The 16864-nt window shown below is 65.6% G+C and carries 15 protein-coding genes; 9 read left to right on the forward strand and 6 right to left on the reverse strand.

From position 1 onward, the window contains the following. Positions 1–247 precede the first annotated feature (247 nt). From ACX1NL_RS00250 to ACX1NL_RS00265, 4 genes are all read left to right on the forward strand, one after another. Entirely contained in the window at positions 248–799 is a 552-nt protein-coding gene (locus ACX1NL_RS00250) for a phospholipid scramblase-related protein (RefSeq protein WP_181889447.1), read from the forward strand. A gap of 504 nt (positions 800–1303) precedes the next feature. Continuing rightward, the gene (locus tag ACX1NL_RS00255) at positions 1304–2566 is read left to right on the forward strand and encodes a zinc metalloprotease (protein ID WP_458898306.1); all 1263 of its coding nucleotides are present in this window, start codon (positions 1304–1306) and stop codon (positions 2564–2566) included. A 67-nt stretch (positions 2567–2633) separates the two neighbouring features. Further along, positions 2634–3986: an MFS transporter gene (locus tag ACX1NL_RS00260; RefSeq protein WP_458898307.1), complete on the forward strand. Its 1353-nt coding sequence runs from the start codon at positions 2634–2636 to the stop codon at positions 3984–3986. After that, on the forward strand, positions 3979–5172 hold the full coding sequence (locus ACX1NL_RS00265) for a copper oxidase (protein WP_458898308.1): 1194 nt from the start codon (positions 3979–3981) through the stop codon (positions 5170–5172). The genes ACX1NL_RS00260 and ACX1NL_RS00265 overlap by 8 nt, the downstream gene beginning before the upstream one ends. On the opposite strand, the gene ACX1NL_RS00270 is transcribed toward ACX1NL_RS00265, so the two are convergent. Further along, complete coding sequence (locus ACX1NL_RS00270) at positions 5153–5536, reverse strand: cupredoxin domain-containing protein (RefSeq protein WP_458898309.1); 384 nt, start codon at positions 5534–5536, stop codon at positions 5153–5155. The genes ACX1NL_RS00265 and ACX1NL_RS00270 overlap by 20 nt on opposite strands. Positions 5537–5627: 91 nt before the next feature. Here ACX1NL_RS00270 and ACX1NL_RS00275 point away from each other — a divergent pair, with 91 nt between their 5' ends. Further along, on the forward strand, positions 5628–6314 hold the full coding sequence (locus ACX1NL_RS00275) for a helix-turn-helix transcriptional regulator (protein WP_458898310.1): 687 nt from the start codon (positions 5628–5630) through the stop codon (positions 6312–6314). Here ACX1NL_RS00275 and ACX1NL_RS00280 read toward each other — a convergent pair. Then, positions 6311–7483 carry a globin domain-containing protein gene (locus ACX1NL_RS00280; protein ID WP_458898311.1) on the reverse strand — a complete coding sequence of 391 codons (1173 nt, stop codon included), beginning with the start codon at positions 7481–7483 and terminating at the stop codon, positions 6311–6313. The genes ACX1NL_RS00275 and ACX1NL_RS00280 overlap by 4 nt on opposite strands. A 57-nt stretch (positions 7484–7540) precedes the next feature. Here ACX1NL_RS00280 and ACX1NL_RS00285 point away from each other — a divergent pair, with 57 nt between their 5' ends. Then, positions 7541–9172 (forward strand): glutaminase, encoded by a 1632-nt coding sequence (locus tag ACX1NL_RS00285; protein WP_181889467.1) that lies wholly within the window; start codon positions 7541–7543, stop codon positions 9170–9172. A 64-nt stretch (positions 9173–9236) separates the two neighbouring features. Then, complete coding sequence (locus ACX1NL_RS00290; protein WP_458898312.1) at positions 9237–10394, forward strand: alpha-amylase family protein; 1158 nt, start codon at positions 9237–9239, stop codon at positions 10392–10394. Here the strand turns inward: ACX1NL_RS00290 and ACX1NL_RS00295 are convergent. Further along, the gene (locus ACX1NL_RS00295; protein WP_458898313.1) at positions 10373–10948 is read right to left on the reverse strand and encodes a hypothetical protein; all 576 of its coding nucleotides are present in this window, start codon (positions 10946–10948) and stop codon (positions 10373–10375) included. The two genes, ACX1NL_RS00290 and ACX1NL_RS00295, sit on opposite strands and share 22 nt — an antisense overlap. A 136-nt stretch (positions 10949–11084) precedes the next feature. Continuing rightward, positions 11085–12395, reverse strand: coding sequence for a M20/M25/M40 family metallo-hydrolase (locus ACX1NL_RS00300; protein ID WP_458898314.1), 1311 nt, complete (start codon positions 12393–12395; stop codon positions 11085–11087). 121 nt (positions 12396–12516) lie between these two features. Between ACX1NL_RS00300 and ACX1NL_RS00305 the strand changes: the two genes are divergently transcribed. Both ACX1NL_RS00305 and amn read left to right on the forward strand, forming a co-directional pair. Next, on the forward strand, positions 12517–13023 hold the full coding sequence (locus tag ACX1NL_RS00305; protein ID WP_458898315.1) for a TetR/AcrR family transcriptional regulator: 507 nt from the start codon (positions 12517–12519) through the stop codon (positions 13021–13023). Positions 13024–13032: 9 nt separating this feature from the next. After that, positions 13033–14391 (forward strand): AMP nucleosidase, encoded by a 1359-nt coding sequence (gene amn, locus ACX1NL_RS00310; protein ID WP_458898316.1) that lies wholly within the window; start codon positions 13033–13035, stop codon positions 14389–14391. A 183-nt stretch (positions 14392–14574) separates the two neighbouring features. Here the strand turns inward: amn and ACX1NL_RS00315 are convergent, their stop codons facing one another. Beyond that, positions 14575–15282 (reverse strand): PDDEXK family nuclease, encoded by a 708-nt coding sequence (locus ACX1NL_RS00315; protein ID WP_269508906.1) that lies wholly within the window; start codon positions 15280–15282, stop codon positions 14575–14577. Positions 15283–15514: 232 nt separating this feature from the next. Continuing rightward, positions 15515–16744, reverse strand: coding sequence for a dicarboxylate/amino acid:cation symporter (locus ACX1NL_RS00320; RefSeq protein WP_458898317.1), 1230 nt, complete (start codon positions 16742–16744; stop codon positions 15515–15517). Positions 16745–16864: the final 120 nt, after the last annotated feature.

A 16864-nucleotide genomic window follows, 5' to 3' on the forward strand; every position in this document is an offset into this window, starting at 1 on the left:
GGCTCCCTAGTGTACTCGCAACCTCGACGGCAAGGCGTATCTCTCGGAGATGGGAGCGTCTCACCTTTTAGCGACTCGACTGGCGGGCGTCGGGACATACCCCGAGTAACAAACCCCTATTAAGGCCCAAAAATGGCCATACTAGGGAGGGCTTACTAGGGGTTTGTGGAGATGGGGGACAGGGCAGGCAAAACCAGCCGCCAAAACCACCCACCCAGAACCAGCCACGCCCCGTTAGGGTGGTGGTGTGTTTAGGGAACGTGAGATCGTCGTAAGGCAAACGAAGGCCCTGGGCCGCGACACGTTCGCGATCGAGGGCCCGGGCGGGGAGCTGCTGGGCACGGCCAGGCAGACGCTGAAGATGAGCGACCTGGTCAAGGCGTCGCGCGGGGTGGAGGTGTTCGACGCGGCCGGCGCGCACGTGCTGAGCATCGAGGACCCGGTGAACTTCATCCGCGACAAGTACGTCGTGCACCAGGTCAACCCGCCGCTGGAGCTCGCGCGGCTGACGCAGCGGTTCGCCTGGATCGGCGCGAAGTTCGACGTGCAGGTCGCGGGCTTTCCGGACGTGCAGATCCAGGGCCAGGCGTTCCAGCTGAACTACACGCTGACCAGCCAGGGCCGCCCGCTCGCGACCGTGGACGCGGAGTATTCCGGCATGGGGCGGATGCTGATGGGCAAGTCCAGCTACCGCGTGCGCATCGAGCCCGGCCTGGACGAACGCCAGCACGCGGCGGTGATCGGCATCGCGTTGGCCATTGATATGCGCCGCGCGAAGATGCGCAGGAATTCGGGTTAGAGGGGGCTTTTTGCTTTGCGACGGCCCCTTGCCGCCGCAGCGGGGGTAAAAAACGGGGGTAGAGGGGGTTTCCGGATTGCTGAACAATCCGCGGATCTTTGAACAATCCAGGGGGTTTCGGGGGTTCCTGAGGGAAAACCCGTCAAAACTAAGAACGCATGAATTGTGCAATCAACCCAAACATGCAGGTAAACGAGAAATCGGCTCAAATCATGCAGGAAAACACCTTAAGGTGCATAACATGCGGTGATAGTGGATTGTTGAACCATCTACGACCATTGCCGGATTGATCGTTGAACAATACTGACGAAACCCCGGACCGCGCCCCCGGATTGATGAACAATCCGCAGGCCAAAACGGGTGGAAACGTTGAACAATCCGGAAAGAATGTTCAACGATTTACGGAATTTTTCAGCCTCCGGCGAAGCGTTTTACCTGCGCATATTCGGTGCATAAACTCAGGGTTGTCACAAAGAGAAAAACACACACCAAGGAGTCACCGAGATGCGAGCAGCATTCCGAAACACCATCGCCGCAGCAGTTGCCGCCGCCATCGCGGTTTCCGGCGCAGACGTCGCACACGCCGCCCAAGAGATCGAGCTCGCACCGGTGCTGACCAACACCGCCACCCTCGTTGACTCCGACGGCGACGGCCTGCCCGACATCTGGGAAGAACAAGGCGTCGTCCTCGCCGACGGCACCGAGATCCCCCTGCCGGACTGGGGAGCAGACCCCAACCGCCCGGATGTCTTCCTCCAGCTGAACTGGATGGCATCCGAATACGACACCCTCGGCTGCGACACGTCTGCTGCCCGCGAGTGCGCCAACGCGAACCGCACCTCTTACGCCCCGTCGAAGCAGAGCCTGGATGATTTAGTGGACCTGTTTGCCGACCACGGCATTAGCCTGCACATCGACGCCGGCGAGCACTACACCAACATTCCCAACTACACCGACCGCTTCGGCGGCGAGACGCTCGACTACCGCGACTACTACTTCGACGCGAACCGTCACGAAGCGTTCCAGCTCATCGACACCATCAACAACCTTGGTGACCGCGCCAACATCTTCCGCCCCGGTGTACTCGGTGATCGCATGCGTGCAGGTTCCAACGCCACGGGCCTGTCGCTGGTGGGCGATAACTCCTTCTACGTTGCTAACCCCGGCGGGCGTGCGAACGAGGAGCAGGTGCGAAATTCCATCCTCCACGAGTTCGGCCACACCCTGGGGCTGCGCCACTGGGGTGCTGCCAAATACGTCGAGGACATCGCTGAAGGCTCGCCCATGCAAGACGGCTACCACTCGGTGATGAACTACAACCACCAGTTCAACTACTTCAACTACTCCGAAAAGCCCTACTTCGCCGACACCCCAGCCGGCAAGGTCCTCGTCCCCGCCGACTGGGACAGCCTGGTACTCGACAACCCGCGCATCGGTGCCTACGCCGAATCCATCGGCGCCCGCGCAAAGGCTGAGGTCGAGGAGATCGAGCAGCCGGAGGAGGTCGTCGAGGTGGAACAGCCGGAGCCCGTCGAGGTCGCCGAAGAGCACCCCCTGACCGCGCTCGTGCCGGCGGAAGAAATCCCCGCCCAGCCGGGTGAAGTCCCCGCCGAGCAGCCCAAGGCTGAGCAGAAGGTGGAAGCCAAGGCCAAGGCCGAGGCCCCGAAGCAGGCTAACAACCAGATCAACATCGCAGCCATCATCGGCGGCGTCGTCGCAGCCCTGGCAGCCCTCGGCATCGGCGCAGCATTCCTCGCAATGCGCTAAGCCCGCCAACTAAACACAGTGCGTCCCGCAACCGGGGCGCACTTTTTGCGCGCGGTACCATCTGCCCATGACTAAGGCGCAGCGCTGGGGATTTTTCGCGGTGGTCTCGCTCGGGCTACTTATGATCGGCCTGGACAACTCCATCCTGTACACCGCGCTGCCGGCGCTGGAGCACAGCTATAACGCCACCCCGGAGCAGGGCCTGTGGATCATCAACGCGTACCCGCTGGTGCTCTCCGGCCTGCTGCTCGGCACCGGCGCGCTGGGCGACAGGGTGGGCCACCGCCTGATGTTCATCGTGGGCCTGGCCATCTTCGGCCTGGCGTCGCTGGGCGCGGCGTTCGCGCCCGGCCCCTTAGAGCTGATCCTGGCGCGCGGCATGCTCGGTATGGGTGCTGCGGTGATGATGCCGGCCACGCTCGCGCTGATCCGCTTGACGTTTCCGGACGAGCGCGAGCGCAACACCGCCATCGGCATCTGGGGCTCGGTGGCGGTTGCGGGCGGCGCGCTGGGTCCTGTGGTCGGCGGCGCGCTGATCCAGCACTTCTGGGTCGGCTCCGTCTTCCTCATCAACGTGCCCATCGTCATCGTCGCCCTCGTGCTCACCATCGCGCTCGCGCCGGAGAACCTGCCTAACCTGGACAAACAGTGGGACGTCGTCTCCTCGCTCTACGCCCTGGTCGCGCTGTCTGGCCTGACCATGGCCATCAAGCAAGCGGCCCACAGCCCCGCCATCACCCTCGCAGCGCTTGTCGCCACCGCCGTCGGTTCCTGGCTGTTCGTGCGCCGCCAGAACCGCCTGGACGACCCGCTGCTCACCTTCGACATTTTCCGCTCCCGCCTGTTCACCGGCGGCGTCCTCGCGGCGGCCGGCGGCATGTTCGTCCTCGCCGGCGCCGAACTCATGACCACGCAGAAGCTGCAGCTTGTCGACGAGCTCACGCCCCTTCACGCCGGCGCCACCGTCGCCGTGATGGCCCTGTGTGCGATCCCGGCCTCCACGCTCGGCGGGGCATATCTGCACAAGGTCGGCTTCCTGCCGTTGATCGCCGGCGGGTTCCTCGGCGCGGTAGTGGGGGCGGTGGCGTTGGCGGCCGGATGGACGTCGATAGGCATGGTGCTTCTGGGCCTGTCCGCGGGTTCGGTGATGAGTGTCTCCTCGATCGCCATCATCGGCTCGGCGCCGATGCACCGCTCCGGGATGGCCGCGGGTGTGGAGGAGGTGTCCTACGAGCTTGGCACGCTGGTTACCGTGGCGCTGACGGGGTCGCTGCTGCAGGCGGGGCTGGACCGCGGGGTGGACTACACGGGCGCCTACAACGGTGTCATCGGCGTGCTGGCCGCGGGTGCGGCGTGCTTTGCTGCGGCTACCTGGTGGTGTTTCCGCGACAACCCGAAGTCTGGAGGAGTCAATGCCTGACATGAACCCCCGCGCGTGGCACCGCAAAGCCTCGCGCCCGGTGAGCATCTGGATGGCGGTGTTTATCCTGGTCGGCCTTGCGCACCCGTTCATCCCGGACGGGTCCTGGCTGCTCATCCACATTTTCACGCTGGGGATTTTGACCAACTCGATCATGTTGTGGTCCCAAAACCTCACCGAGCGCTTCTTGGGGCACAAGCTTGACGACGCCTCCCGGCCCGCCCAACTTTCCCGCACCTACCTCCTCAACGCCGGCACCGTCGCCGTGCTGGCCGGGCAGCTGATCCGGTGGTACTGGCTGACGTGGGCGGGCGCGCTGGTGGTCGCGGTGGCGCTGGCGTGGCACGCGGCGGTGCTCTTTAAACAGGTGCGCTCGGCGCCGCGCCGTCATGCCGGGGTAATCGGCTTTTTCGCCTCCGCGTGCTGCCTGCCCGTGGGCGCGCTGTTCGGCGCGGCGCTGTCTGCAGGCCTGCCGGGGCAGTGGCACGGCGCGGTGCGCCAGGCCCACATGTTCACCAACGTGGGCGGGTTTGTCGGGTTCGCGGCGATGGGCGCGCTGAGCGTGCTGTTCCCGGCGATGTGGCGCACCCGCGGCCAGGACCGCGTCGGCGTGGCGCTCGCGCTGGCCGGCACTGGTGTTGTAGTGGCGGTGGCGGGGTCGCTCATGCGCCTGCCCGTGGTGGTGGGCGCGGGCACCGTGGTCATCCTGGCGGGCTGGGTGTGGCTGTACCAGGGGTTTTTGGCCAGCGCGCTAACCGTGCTGAAGGATCCCCGCGGGCGCGTGACCTACCCAGCGCTGTCCGCGCTGTTCGCGGTGACCTGGCTCATCGGCGGGCTGACCTGGTACGCGGTGCGGATGTTCGGCGGGGCAGGCGAGATCCCCACCCTGCCGCTGCTGCTCGGGTTTGCGGGCCAGCTGCTCATCGGCACCATGAGCTACCTCATGCCCACCACCATGGGCGGCGGCCCGGCGGCGGTCAAGGCGGGACTGCGTGAGCTCAACCGGGCCGCCTACCTGCGCGCCGGCCTGTTCAACGCGGCGCTTTTGGCCTGGCTGGTGGTGGGCAACTCCTACGCCCGCATCGTGCTGTCCTTTGTCGCGTTCGGCGTGCTGGTGGCGTTTTTGCCCCTGATGGCGCGTGCGGTGAAGGCGCAGGTGGCGGTGATCAAGACACGTCGACAGTAAAGGTCATGCCCATCGTCTTGTGCCCGGCGATGGTGCACCAGCCGCGGGTGTCCTTGTTGAACTCCCCGAAGTAGGTGGTGCTGGACTCGCCGGGGGAGAGCCGGCCGGAATTGGCCTCCCCGATCTTCAGGTCGTGCTCTTTGTCGCCGTCGTTGACCAGGTTGACCACCAGTTTTGTGCCGCGCGGCACCTCGATCCGGTCGGGGACGTAGCGCATGCGCTCGATGCGCACGTCCGCGGTGACCACGTCGTCGCCGGTGGGCAGGTCGCCCTCGCGCGACTGCGTGACCGCCGCCGTGGTGGCGACGGCCGCCACACCCGCGGCGACAACCGCCCACGCTGCAACATCTACCGCACGTGGCATGTGGCCAACACCTCCAAAAACCAAGTTGTCCTACATCTTAGGTTGGAATATACTCTTGATGTAACATCAAAACGCCTCCAGGAGAACGCGCATGGAACGGAATCACGCGCCCCGTCCCGCCGGTGAATTGCTCAACGCGGTCGGCCACCTCAGCCTAAAGCAGCTCGAGGTGTTTCACGTGATCCAGGAAAACCCGGACGGCATCCAGGTCGCCGAGATCGGCAAAGCGCTGGGCATGCACCCGAACACCGTGCGCGGCCACCTGGAGGAGCTGATGTCCGCGGGTGTGGTCTCCCGCCGCGTCGCCCCCGGCACCGGCCGCGGCCGCCCCTCGCACATCTACACCGCCCGCGTGGCGCGCACGAACCTGGCCTCCCACTCCATGATCGCCCTGGTGGAGGTGCTGGCCAGCACCCTGGCCGACCAGGACACTGACAGCGCCAAGCGCCTCGGCCGCCAGTGGGCGGAGCGGGTGAACACCCGCCGCCACGAAAACCTGCGCGTGGACTTGGACACCGCGGAGCGCCACACATGCCAGACCCTGCGCGAGATGGGCTTTGACCCGGCGCCGCGCCCAGACGCCGCCACCGCCAAGGTGCGCGAGATCGGCCTCAACGCCTGCCCCTTCATCGCCGAGGAGGGCGTCCGCCCCGCCCCGGTGGTGTGCGCACTGCACGAGGGCTTCTTGGACCGGGGCGCCGGCGACGTGAAGGTGCAGCTCATCCCGCACGACCGCCCCGGCCAGTGCGGGGCGCGCCTGACCAAGCAGGAGGGTTAGGCAACCAGCCAGTCGTTCGGGCTGAACAGCTCGTAGTACACGTTGGCTGGGGCCTTGTCGGCGGGCAGCTGCGCGAGGTCGTCGCGCAGGGACTGGAGAAAGCCGGTGCCGCCGCAGAGGTACACATCCGCGCCGGCGACATCGAGCTCGCCGACGTTGACGCGCTGGTCATCGCCGCGGAAGTAGGTCTTCAGCGCCCCGTCGCCCAGCTTCTCCACCAGCTCGCGCGTTTCCTGCGCCTGCGCCCAGGAGCCCTCGGAGGCGTCGGAGTGCACGTACGTCACGCGGCGGGGATCATTGTTCTGCGCCAGGTGGCGGAGAATGCCGGTCAGGGGAGTAGAGCCGATGCCGGAGGAGATCAGCACGATCGGGCGCTCGCCCGGCTGCAGCACCAGGTCACCCGCGGCCAAGGTGACGTCCACGGTGTCGCCGACGTCGATACGCTCCTGCAAGAAGGAGGAGACCTCGCCGTCTTTCTGCACCGCGATGCGGTAGCGCGACGCGTCGCCTTCAATGATGGAGTATTGGCGCAGCTGCCGTGCGCCGTCGTCAAGCTTGACGCCTATGGACGTGTACTGCCCCGGCCTCGGCTGCGTGAACTCGCCCTCGACGGTAAACGCCGTCACTGCGTCGGAAAGCTCATGCTTCTCCACGACCTTGCCGCGGCGGAACACGTCGCCGTCCGCCACGCCGTCGGAGGCGTAGAGGTCCTTCTCAGCCTTGATCAGCACGTCCGCCATAAGCCAGTACACCGCGCTCCATGCCTCGGCCACCTCGGGCGTGACGGCGTCGCCGAGCACCTCGGCGATCGCGGCCATCAAGTTCTCGTAGACGATCTTGTACTGCGCCTCGGTCACGCCGAGGGAGACGTGCTTGTGCGCGATGCGGTTGAGCATGATCACCGGGTCGGGCGCGGAGTCGTCCACAAGATGCGACGCGAACTTCACCACAGAGGCCGCGAGCGCCTTCTGCTGCGCCTGCTGCTTCTGGTTACCGCGGTTGAACAGGTCGGAGATGAGCTCGGGGTGGGCGGCGAACATCTTGGAGTAGAAGGTGTTCGCGATGGTCTGGATGTTCTCGCCCACCGGCCCGAGCGTCGCCTTGACGGTCTCGGCGTGGGCGTCGGAGAGGTGGGTGTTCTTGGAATCGGGGAGCGTGTCGTTGTACATAAATCCGATTATATCCGGTGTAAATGGCTTCGCAGCGCACACCTCTACACTGGCACCATGCTCTCGTCAGTGACCGAACACCTCCAAGCCATCGTGGACGACGTCCGCGACCAAGACAGCGGCGAACTCGCCGACTACATCGACGTGCTCAAAAACGCCGACCCGGACAAACTCGCCCTGGCCATGTGCACCACCGACGGCCACCTCTACACCGTCGGCGACGCAGACTACGAGTTTTCCATCCAATCCATCTCCAAGCCCTTCGTCTACGCGCTCGCACTGGACATGTACGGCCCCGACGAGGTGCACAAACACGTGGGCGTGGAGCCTTCCGGCGAGGCATTCAATGAGCTTTCGCTTGACGACGACGGCCGCCCCGCCAACCCCCTGATCAACGCCGGCGCCATCACGGTGAACCAACTCATCGGCGGCCCCGACATCCCGGTGGAGCAGCGCAGCGAGAAACTGCGCGACTACTTCTCCCGCCTGGCCGGCCGCGACCTTGCCGTGGACCAGCGCGTGCTGGATTCCGAACTCGACAGCGCCGACCGCAACAAGGCGCTCGCCCACATGCTTCGCGACGGCGGCATGATCACCGACGACGCCCACGACGCCGTGGCCAGCTACATCGCCCAGTGCGCAGTGCTGGTCACCGTCGGCGACCTCGCCGCCATGGCCGCCACCCTGGCCAACGGCGGCACCCAACCCGTCACCGGCGAGAAGGTGCTCTCCACGGAAGCCGCCCGCCTCGCCCAGGCCGTGATGGTCTCCTCCGGCATGTACGACGCCTCCGGCCAGTGGATGGTCAACGTGGGCATCCCCGCCAAGTCCGGTGTAGCCGGCGGGCTGATTGGAACGCTGCCCGGGCAGCTCGGGATCGCGTCGCTAAGCCCCCGCTTGAACAAACAAGGCAACTCCGTGCGCGGCGTGAAAATCTTCCGCGAACTTTCCAGCTCGCTGGGGCTGAACCTGCTGTCCTCCAACTTCTACATCGCGCCGGGCATCAAGTCCGTGCAGCGGCGCGAGGGCGCGGACGTGGTGGAGCTGCAGGGCATGATCAACTTCACCGCCGCCGAGAAGATCCTGCGCGGGCTGGCGCAGCGCCGGCTGCACGGCGACAAGCTGATCTTCGACGTCTCCGGCGTGACCGGCTTCAACAAGGCCGGCCGCGACCTGATCAAGGACGGGCTGATGAAGTACAAGGACGACGGCGTCGAGGTGGCCATTTACGACCCGGACCACACCCTGTCCGACTGGACCTTCGCCGACGGCACCACCGCCCAAGCCATCCGCGACTTCACCGCCTCCTTCTCCGTGCCCGCCACCCGCGAGGAGGTCTACCGCGCGATCACCAAACCCAACAGCTGGTGGGACCAGAAAGCGGAAGGCAACGCCAGCGAGAAGGGCGGCGAATTCCACGTGGAGGACCGCGACTTCTCCGTGCGCGAAGCCGACGACGGCAAGCGCGTGGTCTGGAACGTCGAACCCACCGACGACAACGACCACGAATGGGACGACACCTCCCTGATCTTCGACATCTCCGAGGACGACGACGGCGAAACCAAGGTCAACTTCACCCACCGCGGCATCCGCCCGCACGACCGCGGTTACGACGAGATCGCCAAGACCTGGAAGGACCGCATCGCCAAGGGCTTGCAGCCTTTGATCAACCGTGCGGAAAATTCGTAGCGTTCAGGACGGAAAATTCGACCGATAGGGAACGTTTTCGCAGCTAGGAGGTAGGCTCGGGCGCATGCTGGACCGCACAATCTGGTGGCACGTTTACCCGCTGGCCGCGCTCGGCGCGCCGATCCGCGGGGAACACGACACCGCCCACCGCCTCCGCGCCCTCGAGCCGTGGCTGGACTACCTGGTCGAACTCGGCTGCAACGGCCTTTTGCTCGGCCCCATCTTCGCCTCCGCCACCCACGGCTACGACACCCTCGACCACTTCCGCATCGACCCCCGCCTCGGCGATGAGGAGGACTTCGCTTGGCTTATCGACGAATGCTCTGCCCGCGGCATCCACATCATGTTGGATGGGGTCTTCAACCACGTCGCCCGCACGCACCCGTGGGTTGAGCAGGGGCTTGCCGGCGACACGGACTGGGAGGGCCACGGTGAGCTGGCCACCCTGCACCACGCGGATCCGGCTGTCCGCGACGCGGTGGTGGAGATTATGCTGCACTGGCTGCGACGCGGCATCGCGGGCTGGCGCCTCGACGTCGCATACGCCGTGCCCGCCGACTTCTGGGCCGACGTGCTCGCCCGCGTGCGTTCGGAGTTTCCAGACGCGATGTTTTTGGGGGAGGTCATCCACGGGGACTACTCGTCGATAGGCAAGGCGGGCTCCCTGGACGCCGTGACGCAGTACGAGCTGTGGAAGGCGACCTGGTCCTCGCTGGTGGACGTGAACTTTTGGGAGCTCGCCCACGCGCTCGAGCGGCATCCTGCTGATGTTTTGCCCAACACGTTTGTGGGCAACCACGACGTGGACCGCATCGCCTCCAAGGTGGGGCCGGAGAAAGCCGTCCTGGCCGCGGCGGTGCTGATGACGGTGCCGGGCATGCCGTCGATCTACTACGGCGACGAGCAGGGGTTTACCGGCGTGCGCGGCGAAAGCTGGTCCGCCGACGACGCCGTGCGCCCCGCTCTGCCCGCATCGCCGGCGGAGCTGTCGCCTCTAGGTAGTTGGCTGTTCACCGAGTACCAGCGGCTGATCGGGGTGCGCCGCCGTGACGCGTGGCTCACCCGCGCGACGGTTGAAGTGCTGGACAAGACCAACGAGACCATCTCGTTTCTGTGCAGCGACGGCGAGCACTCGCTGCAGACCGATATGTGGCTCACGCCCACCCCCGGCGTGCGCATCCACGCCAGCGGGGAAGAGCTCTACAGCTGGATGTTGAAGTAAGCCAGGATCTGCGCCAGCGCCTGCTGGATCATCTTGATGATGTCCGGCAGCTGCAGCGTGGTGATATTCGCCACCGGCACGTCGAAGCTCGGCGCACCCGCCGGGGCGAGTTTGATCCGCTCCGGGAACTGCGGGCGGACGTTCAAGTTCTGGGGGTTCTGGTTGTTCTGCTTCGGCTGCTGGTTCTGTGCTGGCTGGTTCTGCTTCGGCTGCTGCTGGGGCTGCTGCTGGTTCTGCTTCGGCTGGTTGTTCTGCGCAGGCTTCGCGCCGCCTTGGGTGCCCTTCAGGCCGCAGCGGTTCGCGGCTTCGTCGACACGCGACAGCGCGTCCAGGATCTGCGGGCCGCGGCGGTCGAACGCGGCGATTGCGCGCGCCTGGCGGACTTTCTGCTGGTAGTCGGCGTCGTTGGTCCAGTAGCGGGAGGCCTGGTCGCAGGAGATCGGGCCGGACGGCAGCTTGGCCAGGGCGTCGTCGATGGCGTCGGCGCCGGCGGTCGGCGCAAGCGCGACGGTGCCGGCGAGGGTGGCGGTCATTGCAAGGGTGCGGATCTTCATGCAGGCCAGTATGTCACGGATGGGGCAAATGTGGCAGAAGTGACGACCCCCTGAGGCAAACCCTGGGATCCAGACCCTGGGATCGCGCCCGGCCGATCCCAGGCTTTGGATCCCAGGGTCTGCGGAAGGGGAGCGCCTAAGCCCCGACGAAGCGGCGGATCAGGGAGCGGTACGCGCGCACGGTGAGGTCCACGTCCTCCACGGCGACGGATTCGTCGTGGCTGTGCAGCTGGCCCAGCACGGACCCGAGCGTCTCCTCGCGCGCGTGCAGGGCGAACCCGTAGCCGACACCTCCCTTACGGCGCGCAAAGCGCAGGTCCGACCCGCCGGCCGCGATGGTGGGCACGACTGGGACGCCGGGGAAGAATTCGTCGAAGGTCTGGCAGATGGCATCAAAAAGCGGGCCGGAGGTGGGGGAGACCGTGCCGTCTTCGGTGATGAGGTGGGTGATCTCCACCTCGTCGGCGAGGTCCCCCAGCGCGTCACGCAACAACGAGTCGATCTCCTCCTGCGTCTGGCCGGGCAGAGGGCGGATGTCCAGCTCCAGCCACGCCTCGGACGGCAGGACGTTGATGCCGTTGCCGGCGCGCAGCACGGTCGGGGAGATGGTCAGGTGGCTCATGGCGTGGGAGTAGCTCTCCAGCCGGCCGAAGGCCTCGTAGCCCTCGCCGCGCAGCAGCGCCTCCTCGGTCGCGGGGTCGAACTTCCAGGCGCGGACGTAGCCTTCCCAGATCTCGTCCGCGCGCACCTCGGGCTCAATGGCGGCCACGCGCCGGGCCACCTCCGCGATCTTCGCCACGGCCAGGTCGCGGCCAAAAGGCGCGGAGCCGTGGCCGGCGTCGCCGTGCACCGTCAGCCGCCGCTGGCCCGCGCCCTTTTCGCCGACGACGACTACCAGCGCGTCGGAGCCGTCAGCAGCGGGAATGTGTGAGCCGCCCTCCTCGGACAGGCAGTTCTTCCAGGAGAACTTCCCGTGCTCGGCAAGCCACTTCGCGCCGAGCCCTCCGCGGGCCTCTTCGTCGGCGCAGCCCACGAAGGTTAGGGTGCCGCGCGGCCGCTCCCCGCGGGCCACGTCGCGCACGCACGCCGCCATCGCCGCGGTGATGTAGAGCATGTCGGTGGCGCCGCGGCCGAACACGCGCCCGTCGATAAGCTCGCCCCCGAATGGGGCGGTGGTCCACTTGTCCTCGTCCACGGGCACGACGTCGGTGTGGCCGAGGAGCGTCAGCGGCTCGGCGGAGGGGTCGGTGCCCTCCACGGTGAAGCTGATGGACACGCGTCCAGGGTGCGGCTCATAGCGCTCCACTAATACGTCCGTACCTGCGAAGAAGGCCTCCAACGTGTCGGCGTTTGTTACCTCCTGCCCAGAATCTGCCGAGAAATAGTTGACGCATCCATTCCGGATGAGACTCTGCAATAATGAGATGGTGTCATCAGATAGGCTCATAGCAGAAAAGCCTAACGTCCAAGTTTTTGGAGATCCCAGGATGAATTACGACCTGCCTGGTCGCCGGTCTGACAGCACGGACCCGCGCGCCCTTCGTACTCGCAATGCACTTGTCCAGGCAGTGCTTCGCCTCCTCAACGACTATGAGGTGGCCGACCTCAATGTTTCGCAAATTGTGAAAGAAGCCGGCGTGAGCCGCCAGGTGTTCTACCAGCACTTCGCGGACCGCGACGCGCTTATCCTCGCCGCCGCCATGGACTGGGTGCTGGACGCCTACGAGCACTTCGCGGACCGTTTCAAGATCGACAAAAACTTCGAGGCATCCGTCGTCGAGCTGGCCAGCGTCGTCGACGGCAAGAACGAGGCCGCCGTGCGCCTGATCGATTCCCCGGTGCACTCCGTATTCGACCACGAGGTGCAGCGGGTCATGCGGGACACGATGCGTGAGCAGCTGCTGCCGCGCTCGAAGGAGTGGGGAGACGCGGACGCAGAGCTCATCGACGACATGTCCCGCGTCTACGTCGCCGGCATGCAACGCCTCATTGAGCAGTGCGTCCGCGAGGGCTGCACCGCGGAGGAAATCGGTCGACGCGCCGAAGCCGTGCGCCGTGTGCTCATTCGTGAGTAGCCTGGCTGCATGTGTGAGGTACCGGAGGCCGTCGCAAAGCTCAAAGCCCTCTACGAGCAGTCGTGCGAAATCGCGCGCTCGGGGGAGTTCGACCGTTACGGGGAGGTGCGGTACCCCAAACTCACGGTGGAGGTGGAGCGGTGGCGGCCAATCGACCGCTCCGAGCCCTTCGGCTACGTCGACGAGGCCGGCACCTACTCCGCCGTCATCTCGCGCCCGGACCTCATGGAGCCGTACCTGACGGCCCAACTTGAGGCGCTGACCTCCAACTATCCATGTTCGGTGGATGTCGGGTACTCCGATGTGGCGATCCCGCCCGCCTACATCAAGGGCATGCCGCCTATCGACGAAACCGCGAACCTGCCCCGCCCCACCCTGGATGAGGTGCACGACGCGATTGTCGACGGTCACTGGGACGCGTTCAACGGCGCCGAGAAGCCGTTGTTCCACTTCGGGCCGCAGCGCTTCGACCTCGCGCTGGCCCGGCTGGAGCACTACACCGGCATCGAAGCCGACTCGCTGCAGCGCTTCATCCTGTTCACGAACTACGCCATGCATGTGACCGAGTTTGTGAAGTTCGGGCTGCGCGAGCTGTCTGATCCTGACTCGCGCTACACGCGCCTGGTGCTGCCGAGCGGGGAGACCGTCTCCGACACGGTCGCGCTGGAGGACCTGGAGCTGGGCTCGAAGTTCCAGATGCCGCGCTACGACCTGGTCACCGAAAACGGCGACGGCATCACCATGATCAACATCGGTGTCGGGCCGTCCAACGCCAAGACCATCACCGACTCGCTGGCGGTGCTGCGCCCGGAGGCGTGGATCATGATCGGCCACTGCGCCGGCCTGGACGCCCGCATGCGCATCGGCGACCTGATTCTGGGCAACGCGTACGAGCGCCACGACCACGTTTTGGACGACTACCTGCGCCGCGAGCTGCCCATCCCCGCCGTGCCGGAGATCCAGCGCACCCTGGAAAAGGCGGTGTCCAAGGTCTACGGCTCGGATGCGTCGCTGATGCGCACCGGCACTGTGCTGTCAACGGGCGACCGGAACTGGGAGTGGAAGGACCCGCGCGATTTGTGGGAGTGGCTGCGCGGCTCCACCGCGGCGGCCGTGGACATGGAGTCCTGCACCATCGCCGCGAACGGCTACCGCTACCGCGTTCCTTACGGCACCCTGCTGGCGGTGTCCGACCTGCCGCTGCACGCCGTGCCGAAACTGCCCGCCGGCGCCCAGGCGTTCTACTCCAACTCGAAGGAAGCCCACGTCATGTGCGCCGTGAGGGCCGTGGAGAAGCTCGCGCGGCACCCGGAGAGACTGCGCACGCGCAAACTGCGCCGCGCGATCGGCGAGGTGCCGTTTAGGTAGTCGGCGATAGGTTCGTCGCGAGTGTGCTGACCTGCGGGTTTCCGGGTCGATACCTCGAAGTCGATAGGCCTATGTCGATAATTGCAGGTCAGCGACTTCTGGTACACGTGACTGAGAAATTGTATCCAACGCTGTGACCAGGAACTATCGACATAGAGGTATCGACATGGGCATATCGACCCGCTAGAATCCCTTCGCCAGCCACTTCCGCACGGTGGCAATGAACTTGTCCGGGTGCTCTTCGAGGTAGCGGGGTGAGAAGCGGAGTACCTTGAACTGGTCGTTTTCGATCTCGTTTTGGCGCTGCTTCTCCTTCATGAGCTGCTCGTCGGTCTTGCCGTACGTTTCACCGTCGTATTTGATCCAGCCGTCGATCTCGATGACCAGCCACCCGTTGATAAGCAGGTCCACCCGGTACTTCCCGCCCAGCACCCACACGTTGACCTGCACGTTGGTAATGCCAGCAGCGAGGAGTAGCCCGCGCGCGTACGACTCGGGCGCGGAATCCGGACGGGTCGACACGTGCTGTGCGGCGAAGCGGGCAGCAACCTTCCCGGGGAATGTCGGTTGGATTTCCACCAGAGTTCGCAACCGGTCCGGGGTGCACCCGCCGTGTTTGACCAGCCAGTCGGCGACAACTAGGGCGTGGGCGAAGCCGTCGAAACGTGCAACGTCGAAGAATGTGCGTAGCGGGGAAGTCGTGGACATCGCCGTCCCCCGCACCAGGTCGCGCTCCGCGAGCCGCCCCTTGACGTACTGCACCCCATCCGGCCACTGTGAGCGCGGCGGGACGTGCCGGGCGACCAGTGCGACCCGATCTAGCGGCGTATTGGCCACCCACATGTCGTTCAAGTACGCCGACGCGCGTCCGGTGATCACCGCCTGCCGCACGGACAACCCTACGCAGTAGGCCCGTGCCCAGTGCTGTTGGTTTCGTTGTAGCTCTGTGTATGTGGTGCGGCTCAGGGCGTGGGTCGTCGATAGGCGAATGAGCTCATTGTTGAGGAGCGCTAAGCGTTGCGAAGAGTCCGCCCCCCGAACGTCCACCAACTGGCTGCGAATATCCGTTTTCCAATCCCCCATGAGCGCAATACTCGCAAACCGGCGGGGGTGTGTCAACCCCCTACCAGCGGGACTCGTCGAGGATCTTCTCGCGCTTCGCCACCACCGTGGCCACCACGGACTGGCCGGTGACGTTGACGGCGGTGCGGCCCATGTCCACGATCGGGTCCACCGCGAGCAGCAGGCCCACGCCGGCGAGCGGCAGGCCCAGGGTGGACAGGGTCAGGGTGAGCATGACGGTCGCGCCGGTGGTGCCGGCGGTGGCCGCGGACCCCAGCACGGACACGATCACGATGAGCACGTAGTCCGAGATGGACAGGTCAATGCCGTAGAACTGCGCCACGAACAGGGCGGCGATGGCGGGGTAGATGGAGGCGCAACCGTCCATCTTGGTGGTGGCGCCGAGCGGGATGGCAAACGACGCGTACTCGCTGGGCACGCCCATGGATTCCTCGGTGGTGCGCTGGGTTACCGGCATCACGCCCATAGAAGAACGCGTGGCAAAGCCCAGCGTGGTCACCGGCCACACGCGGCGGAAGAACTCCAGCACCGGGATGCGGTGTGCGGCCAAAACAACGGGGTAGAGCACGAAGATGACCAGCGCCAGGCCAATGTAGATGGCCAGCACGAACTTGCCCAGCGAGCCGAGCGCGTCCCAGCCGTAGGACGCCACCGCGTTGCCGATCAGGGCGGCGGTGCCGATCGGGGCGAGGCGGATGATCCACCACAGCACCTCCTGGACCACCTTGAGTAGGGAGCCGGAGAACTCGATGAACGGCTCGGCGGCCTTGCCCACGCGCACCGCGGCGATGCCGAGCAGCAGCGAGACCACCAGGATCTGCAGGACGTTGAACTTCACTGACTCGCCGGATACCCCCAGGCCGAGGATGTTGGCGGGCACCACGGAGTTCAAAAAGCCCATCCACGAGCCTGTCGACGTGGGCTCCGCCGCGGTCGCCGCATCCACCGAGGTGTTCGCGCCGGGCTTGATCACCAGGCCGACGAGGATGCCAATGACCACCGAGAAGAACGCGGTGATGGCGAACCACACCAGGGTCTGCACGGCCAATCGGGCGGCGTTGGTGACCTGGCGCAGGTTGGCGATGGAGGTGACCACCGCGGTGAACACCAGCGGCGGGATCAGCAGTTTGAGCAGTTTGACGTAGGTGGATCCCACCCAGTCCAGGGTGTCGGCCAGGGGTTGAACGTCCACGGCGATAAACCCGAGGATGAGGCCGATGATCAGGCCGTAGATGACCTGCGCGCCGAAGCTTGTTGCCCACTTAGGCATGAGCGGCTCCTTCTAGACAGAATTGTTCACTTGTGTAGTAAAGACGTGGATAAACTACTCCTTCGGCCTGAAAACGCAAACCGTATATATAGACAACACGGTCTGTTGTGGCGCTAGGGG

The organism is Corynebacterium sp. CQ3829_602738, from assembly GCF_054478435.1.

Coding starts and splice junctions, on each gene's coding strand:
- ACX1NL_RS00295 (WP_458898313.1), bottom strand. CDS start 10,948: ATGAAGATCCGCACCCTTGCAATGACCGCCACCCTCGCCGGCACCGTC.
- ACX1NL_RS00265 (WP_458898308.1), top strand. CDS start 3,979: ATGCCTGACATGAACCCCCGCGCGTGGCACCGCAAAGCCTCGCGCCCG.
- ACX1NL_RS00320 (WP_458898317.1), bottom strand. CDS start 16,744: ATGCCTAAGTGGGCAACAAGCTTCGGCGCGCAGGTCATCTACGGCCTG.
- amn (WP_458898316.1), top strand. CDS start 13,033: ATGTGTGAGGTACCGGAGGCCGTCGCAAAGCTCAAAGCCCTCTACGAG.
- ACX1NL_RS00275 (WP_458898310.1), top strand. CDS start 5,628: ATGGAACGGAATCACGCGCCCCGTCCCGCCGGTGAATTGCTCAACGCG.
- ACX1NL_RS00280 (WP_458898311.1), bottom strand. CDS start 7,483: ATGTACAACGACACGCTCCCCGATTCCAAGAACACCCACCTCTCCGAC.
- ACX1NL_RS00270 (WP_458898309.1), bottom strand. CDS start 5,536: ATGCCACGTGCGGTAGATGTTGCAGCGTGGGCGGTTGTCGCCGCGGGT.
- ACX1NL_RS00300 (WP_458898314.1), bottom strand. CDS start 12,395: ATGAGCCTATCTGATGACACCATCTCATTATTGCAGAGTCTCATCCGG.
- ACX1NL_RS00290 (WP_458898312.1), top strand. CDS start 9,237: ATGCTGGACCGCACAATCTGGTGGCACGTTTACCCGCTGGCCGCGCTC.
- ACX1NL_RS00260 (WP_458898307.1), top strand. CDS start 2,634: ATGACTAAGGCGCAGCGCTGGGGATTTTTCGCGGTGGTCTCGCTCGGG.
- ACX1NL_RS00255 (WP_458898306.1), top strand. CDS start 1,304: ATGCGAGCAGCATTCCGAAACACCATCGCCGCAGCAGTTGCCGCCGCC.
- ACX1NL_RS00285 (WP_181889467.1), top strand. CDS start 7,541: ATGCTCTCGTCAGTGACCGAACACCTCCAAGCCATCGTGGACGACGTC.